This is a genomic window from Mesorhizobium sp. M7A.F.Ca.CA.003.01.2.1 (genome assembly GCF_003998945.1).
Classification (GTDB): Bacteria; Pseudomonadota; Alphaproteobacteria; order Rhizobiales; family Rhizobiaceae; genus Mesorhizobium; species Mesorhizobium ciceri.
In genome coordinates, this window is sequence record NZ_RZRA01000339.1 from 1 (window position 1) to 5282 (window position 5282).

6 protein-coding genes and 1 pseudogene are annotated in these 5282 nt (G+C 63.2%); 3 read left to right on the plus strand and 4 right to left on the minus strand.

The window, feature by feature from the left end; all coding sequences use genetic code 11:
• From EN969_RS15445 to mntR, 4 genes and pseudogenes are all read right to left on the minus strand, one after another.
• Window positions 1-221, minus strand: a pseudogene (locus EN969_RS15445) (TCR/Tet family MFS transporter); the annotation flags it as partial.
• Window positions 222-377: 156 nt separating this feature from the next.
• A complete protein-coding gene (locus EN969_RS15450) occupies window positions 378-1298 on the minus strand; it encodes a neutral zinc metallopeptidase (protein WP_013530123.1) in 921 nt (306 codons plus the stop codon).
• A gap of 199 nt (window positions 1299-1497) precedes the next feature.
• Window positions 1498-1686: a hypothetical protein gene (locus EN969_RS15455; RefSeq protein ID WP_013530122.1), complete on the minus strand. Its 189-nt coding sequence runs from the start codon at window positions 1684-1686 to the stop codon at window positions 1498-1500.
• An 89-nt stretch (window positions 1687-1775) separates the two neighbouring features.
• Window positions 1776-2225, minus strand: coding sequence for a manganese-binding transcriptional regulator MntR (mntR, locus tag EN969_RS15460; RefSeq protein ID WP_024504117.1), 450 nt, complete (start codon window positions 2223-2225; stop codon window positions 1776-1778).
• Window positions 2226-2460: 235 nt separating this feature from the next.
• Here mntR and EN969_RS15465 point away from each other — a divergent pair, with 235 nt between their 5' ends.
• The 3 genes from EN969_RS15465 to EN969_RS15475 all read left to right on the plus strand — a co-directional run.
• Entirely contained in the window at window positions 2461-3825 is a 1365-nt protein-coding gene (locus EN969_RS15465; RefSeq protein ID WP_013530120.1) for an Nramp family divalent metal transporter, read from the plus strand.
• Between the two features lie 87 nt (window positions 3826-3912).
• On the plus strand, window positions 3913-4761 hold the full coding sequence (locus EN969_RS15470) for a protein-L-isoaspartate O-methyltransferase (protein WP_063170313.1): 849 nt from the start codon (window positions 3913-3915) through the stop codon (window positions 4759-4761).
• A 102-nt stretch (window positions 4762-4863) separates the two neighbouring features.
• The coding region (locus EN969_RS15475) for a dihydrofolate reductase family protein (RefSeq protein WP_164758273.1) at window positions 4864-5282 on the plus strand (419 nt) is incomplete at its 3' end.

The following is a 5282-nucleotide window of genomic DNA, read 5'->3' on the forward strand; positions in this document are numbered from 1 at the left end:
TCGCTCAAGCCGCCCATGATCGGTGCGAAGAAGAACTGCATCGCCGCATAGACGAAGAACAGCCAGCCGCCTTCGATCGCCGCGCCGCTGATGCTGACCCCGGTCAATTCCCGGAGATAGGCCGGCAGCACCGGCATGATCATGCCGAAGCCGATAATGTCGAGCAGCAGCGTGGTGAAGACGAGCGCAAGGCCCCGTCTGGCGGTTTTGGGGTCGATCATGCAGGATCAAGCTCCTCTGCTCGCCCTCAGGCGCAGGCGGACGCACCTTATAGGCGAGCTCGCGGAAAGGAACAATGCAGGAACAGGCCGAATCTATTCATCCTGACACCACCTGACGGCAGCATCGCCGGCAGGTGAAGCTCGACAACGGTCTGGTCAGATCGGCCCACTCAGCGTGTTGCAATCCGACAGCTTGCCGCTCTTGTAACCACGCGCCAGCCAGGTCTGCCGCTGCTGCGAGGTGCCGTGGTTGAAGCTTTCCGGCACGACATAGCCCTGCATCTTCTTCTGCAGCGTGTCGTCGCCGATCTGCTTGGCGGCGTTCAGCGCGCTTTCGATGTCGCCCTGCTCCAATATGCCTTTCTGTCCGGTGTAGTGGGCCCACACACCGGCAAAGCAGTCGGCCTGAAGCTCGATTCGCACCGACATCTGGTTGGCCTCGACCTCGCCCATGCTCTGCCGCATCTGGTTGAACTTGGACATGATGCCGGTCAGGTTCTGCACATGATGGCCGATTTCATGCGCGATCACATAGGCGCGGGCAAATTCGCCCGAAGCGCCGAACTGCTGGTCGAGTTGCTGGAAGAAGGTCATGTCCAGATAGACCTTGTGGTCGCCGGGACAATAGAACGGTCCGGCCGCCGCGGAGGCAAAGCCGCAGGCCGAGCGCACCTGGCCGGAAAACAGCACCAGCTTGGGATCCTCGTAGGTCAATCCCTGCGACTTGAAGATGCCGGTCCAGGTGTCCTCGGTCTCGGCCAGCACGGTCGCCACGAACTGCTTCATCTCGTCATTGGCCGGTGTGGCACCGTTGTCCTGGCCGCTATTGTCGGTGATCTGGCCGCCGCCGCCCGGCAGCAGGCCGCCGTCGCCACCGCCCAGGATCGTCGAAGGATCGAAGCCGAAATACCATCCGGCCAGCACCACCAGGATGACGAGGAAGATGCTGCCGCCGCCACCGGTACGGCCGCCGATCGGAATGCGGAACTGGCCACCGCCGCCGCCGAGTCCGCCGCCGCCGCTGTCGCTGCGGTCGTCCTCGATATTGTCACTCTGACGACGGCCCTTCCAGAGCATGGCAACTCCTCGTGCAGCAAACCTCCCCGTTGCTCCGGGGCGACAAACAATTATCTCAACGGTTGCGCCAAGTCACAGCATTTTTCGATGGCCTTTTTGGCCACACGGGTTGCCTTGCGGCCAAGTTCGTTGTGGCGAGCGGCTCGGCGTGGCAATCGTCCCCGTGGCCTACAGCCGATCACGTAAGCCCGACAGAGAGCTAATCTTCCTGCTTGGCGCCGGCGCTCTTGCCGTCGGAGCTCTTCGAACGCTCCTCGAAACGCGCCGCGCCCTTTTTCAGCGGATGGCCGGTTTCGGCTTCGGTCTTGCGCTCATCCCTGGCCGCCGCCTGTTTCAGTCCCTCGGCTGCCTGCTTGCCCTTTGCCGCCGGCGTTTGTTCGATGCCCATCGTTTCCTCCCTTTCGCGCGCCAATCGCACGGATCTGGTGCAAACGTGTCTGGCGTGCGACGGTTCCGGCGACGCGGGAACTCTGGCGCTCAGCGCGCCGTCATCGCCTTGCGGAAGGCTTCCAGCGTCTCGGCGCTGACATGGTGCTCGATGCCCTCGGCATCGATGCGCGCTGTCTCCGCACTGACACCGAGCGAGCGCAAGAAAGCTTCCACCGTCTGGTGGCGGATGCGGCTTTCCTCCGCGACTTTGCGGCCGGCTTCGGTCAGGAACACGCCACGATAGGGCTTTCTCGACACCAGACCGTCGGCGCACAGCCTGGTCAGCATCTTGGCCACCGTCGGCTGCGCGACGCCGAGCCGTGCGGCGATGTCGACCTGACGCGCCTCGTTGCCGTCTTCGATCAGGTCGGCGATCAGCTCGACATAATCCTCGACCAACGCACTGCGGCGCGCTTCGCGCTGCTGCCGGAAGCCCTCCGAATGAATTTCGGCGTCGAGCAGCGGCTCGCGCGGAACTGGTCTGTTCTTCAGCACCAATACGCGCTCCTCCCAGGACTATTTGCCATCCATGCTTTCATAGCACGGGCTCTGATTCTTCAGGCCGTTTATTTGCATTCCGCCACAGGTGCAACCGGGGCTTCCGATTGCCGCTTCACCCGATGACCGCCAGCCGGATAAAAAGCAACGACAATGAAATATAGCATATTGCATAATGTTGAGCCATGGCATAGCTTAAGCCAACATCGTCCAGTCTCGCGGAAAGCCCTCCTTCATGTCCGAAGCCGAAGCCACAGCCTCCCGTTCCTCATGGCGGTTCGCCAGGCCCGACGAGGACGAGCAGCCCAGCCTGCGCGAAGTCAATTCCTCTATCGCCGTGCCGAACTCGGGCGTCTGGTTCCGTCGCCTGTTCGCCTTCATGGGTCCCGGCTACATGGTCTCGGTCGGCTATATGGACCCCGGCAACTGGGCGACCGACCTCGCCGGCGGCGCCCAGTTCGGTTACACGCTGCTGTTCATCATCATGCTGTCCAACCTGATGGCGATCCTTTTGCAGGCGCTGGCGGCACGGCTCGGCATCGCCACCGGCCGCGACCTCGCCCAGGCCTGCCGGGCCTATTATCCCCGGCCGGTGAACTTCGTGCTGTGGATCGCCTGCGAGCTGGCCATCATCGCCTGCGACCTGGCCGAAGTCATCGGCACCGCGATCGCATTGCAGCTTCTGTTCGGCATTCCGCTGATCGGCGGCGCCATGCTGACGGCGCTCGATGCCTTCCTCGTGCTGCTCCTGATGAACAAGGGGTTTCGCTATCTCGAAGCCTTCGTCATCGCGCTTTTGATCATCATCTTCAGCTGCTTCGCCATCCAGATCTTCGTCGCCGCCCCGCCGGCCGGTTCGATCCTGCATGCCATGTTCGTGCCGTCGTCGGAAATCGTCACCAATCCGGCGATGCTCTACATCGCCATCGGCATCATCGGCGCCACCGTCATGCCGCATAATCTCTATCTGCACTCCTCGATCGTGCAGACCCGCGCCTATGAACGCACCGACAAGGGCAAGCGCGACGCCATCAAATGGGCAACGACGGACTCGACCATCGCCCTGATGCTGGCTTTGTTCGTCAACGCCTCGATCCTGATCGTGTCCGCGGTCGCCTTTCACAACACCGGCCACCAGGACGTCGCAGAGATCGGCCAGGCCTTCGAGCTGCTGTCGCCGCTGCTCGGCCTCGGCATCGCCTCGATCCTGTTCGCTGTGGCGCTGCTGGCTTCCGGCCTGAACTCGACGGTGACGGCCACGCTCGCCGGCCAGATTGTTATGGAAGGCTTCCTGCGCCTGCGCATCCCCAACTGGGCACGCCGGCTGCTGACGCGCGGCCTCGCCATTATCCCGGTGGTGGTCGTCACCGCGCTCTATGGCGAAAAGGGCACCGGCCAGTTGCTGGTGTTCAGCCAGGTCATCCTGTCGATGCAACTGCCCTTCGCGGTCGTCCCGCTGGTGCAGTTCGTCTCCGACAAGAAGAAGATGGGCAATCTCGCCATTCCGCGCGGCGTCGCAGCCCTTGCCTGGGTGGTCGCCGCGATCATCCTGGTGCTCAACTTCAAGCTGCTCTACGACACCATGTTCGGGGTCGGCTGAGTTCCGCTTCGCCTGGAAACCAGCTGCCCTCTGCGCAGGGGGCAGCCTCGCGACAAATCGGCAATCCGCGCTATGTTTTCCGGCATCATGACCCGGATCGAAGACATCAGGAAATTCTACGCGCGGCTGCTGGCCGCCAATGCCGGCTCGCCCGACCCACGTCTGGAAGCGGCTTTCGCCGACGTGCCGCGCGAAGCGTTTCTCGGTCCCGGACCGTGGACGGTCGTCGCCGGCAACGGCAGGGTCACAACACCAAGCGCCGATCCGGCTCATATCTATCAGAACGTGCTGGTGGCGCTCGACGACGACAAGGGCATCAACAATGGCGAGCCATTCCTGCACGCCATGTGGATTGGAAAGCTTGAACCGAAACCCGGTGAGGCGGTTTGCCATATCGGCGCCGGCACCGGCTACTACACCGCCGTGCTGGCCCGGCTGGTTTCGCCAGGCGGCATCGTCACCGCTTTCGAACTCGACGAGAAGCTGGCCGATCTGGCGCGTCAAAATCTCGAAGCCTATGGCAATGCGACGGTGGTCCATGGCGATGCCGTGACGACGCCCCTGCCGCCATCCGACATCATCTATGTCAATGCCGGGGTCGCAGCGCCCCCGGCCGGATGGCTGAAGGCGCTGCGGCCAGGCGGCCGCATGATCTTTCCCTGGCGGCCGGCCGAGCGCGTCCCGCTGGCGGTGATGGTGACACGCACGCAAAAAGGCTTCGCCTGCGATCCGTTCATGCGGTCGTGGTTCATTCCCTGTGTCGGCGCCTCGGTCGCGGACCCCGCGGCGATGATCCCCACCGGCGAGCAGGCCGCGCGCAGCCGCTCGATCTGGCTGGCGCAGGACAGGGCGCCGGACGACACCGCCACCGCCATATCAGGCGATGTCTGGTTCTCGTCGGAAAATCTCCACACCGAGCCTCGCAAGCAACGGTGATTTTCCAAAATTTCGTCCTGTCCTGTCGGACCGGTGGCTCGTCGCCCGTCCTTGGGCTGAAGTCCGCCACGACGGCGTGGACCGAAGAACGGGAGCATTGGAATGAGAAAGATCATCTCTGCGACATTCATCAGCCTCGACGGCGTCATGCAGGCGCCCGGCGGCCCGCAAGAGGATCCGGTCGGCGGCTTCAAGTTCGGCGGCTGGACCTTCCATTACTTCGACGAGGCGGGGGGCGCGGCGATGGATGAACTGTTCTCCAAGCCTTTCGCCCTGCTTCTCGGCCGCAGGACCTACGATATCTTCGCCGCCTACTGGCCATATCAGAAAGATCCGATCGCGGATGCCTTCAACCCTGCGGCCAAATATGTCGCGACGCATCGGCCCGACACCCTCACCTGGCAGAACACGCAATCGCTCGGGCCCGATATCGTTGCGGCGTTGCGCCGCCTCAAGCAGGAGGATGGACCCGACCTGCTCATCCAGGGATCGGGCAACCTGATCCAAACGCTGCTCGCCAA

Excerpts from the sequence above, each read along its gene's own strand:
- EN969_RS15465 (WP_013530120.1), top strand. The coding sequence starts at position 2,461 with ATGTCCGAAGCCGAAGCCACAGCCTCCCGTTCCTCATGGCGGTTCGCC.
- EN969_RS15470 (WP_063170313.1), top strand. The coding sequence starts at position 3,913 with ATGACCCGGATCGAAGACATCAGGAAATTCTACGCGCGGCTGCTGGCC.
- EN969_RS15450 (WP_013530123.1), bottom strand. The coding sequence starts at position 1,298 with ATGCTCTGGAAGGGCCGTCGTCAGAGTGACAATATCGAGGACGACCGC.
- EN969_RS15455 (WP_013530122.1), bottom strand. The coding sequence starts at position 1,686 with ATGGGCATCGAACAAACGCCGGCGGCAAAGGGCAAGCAGGCAGCCGAG.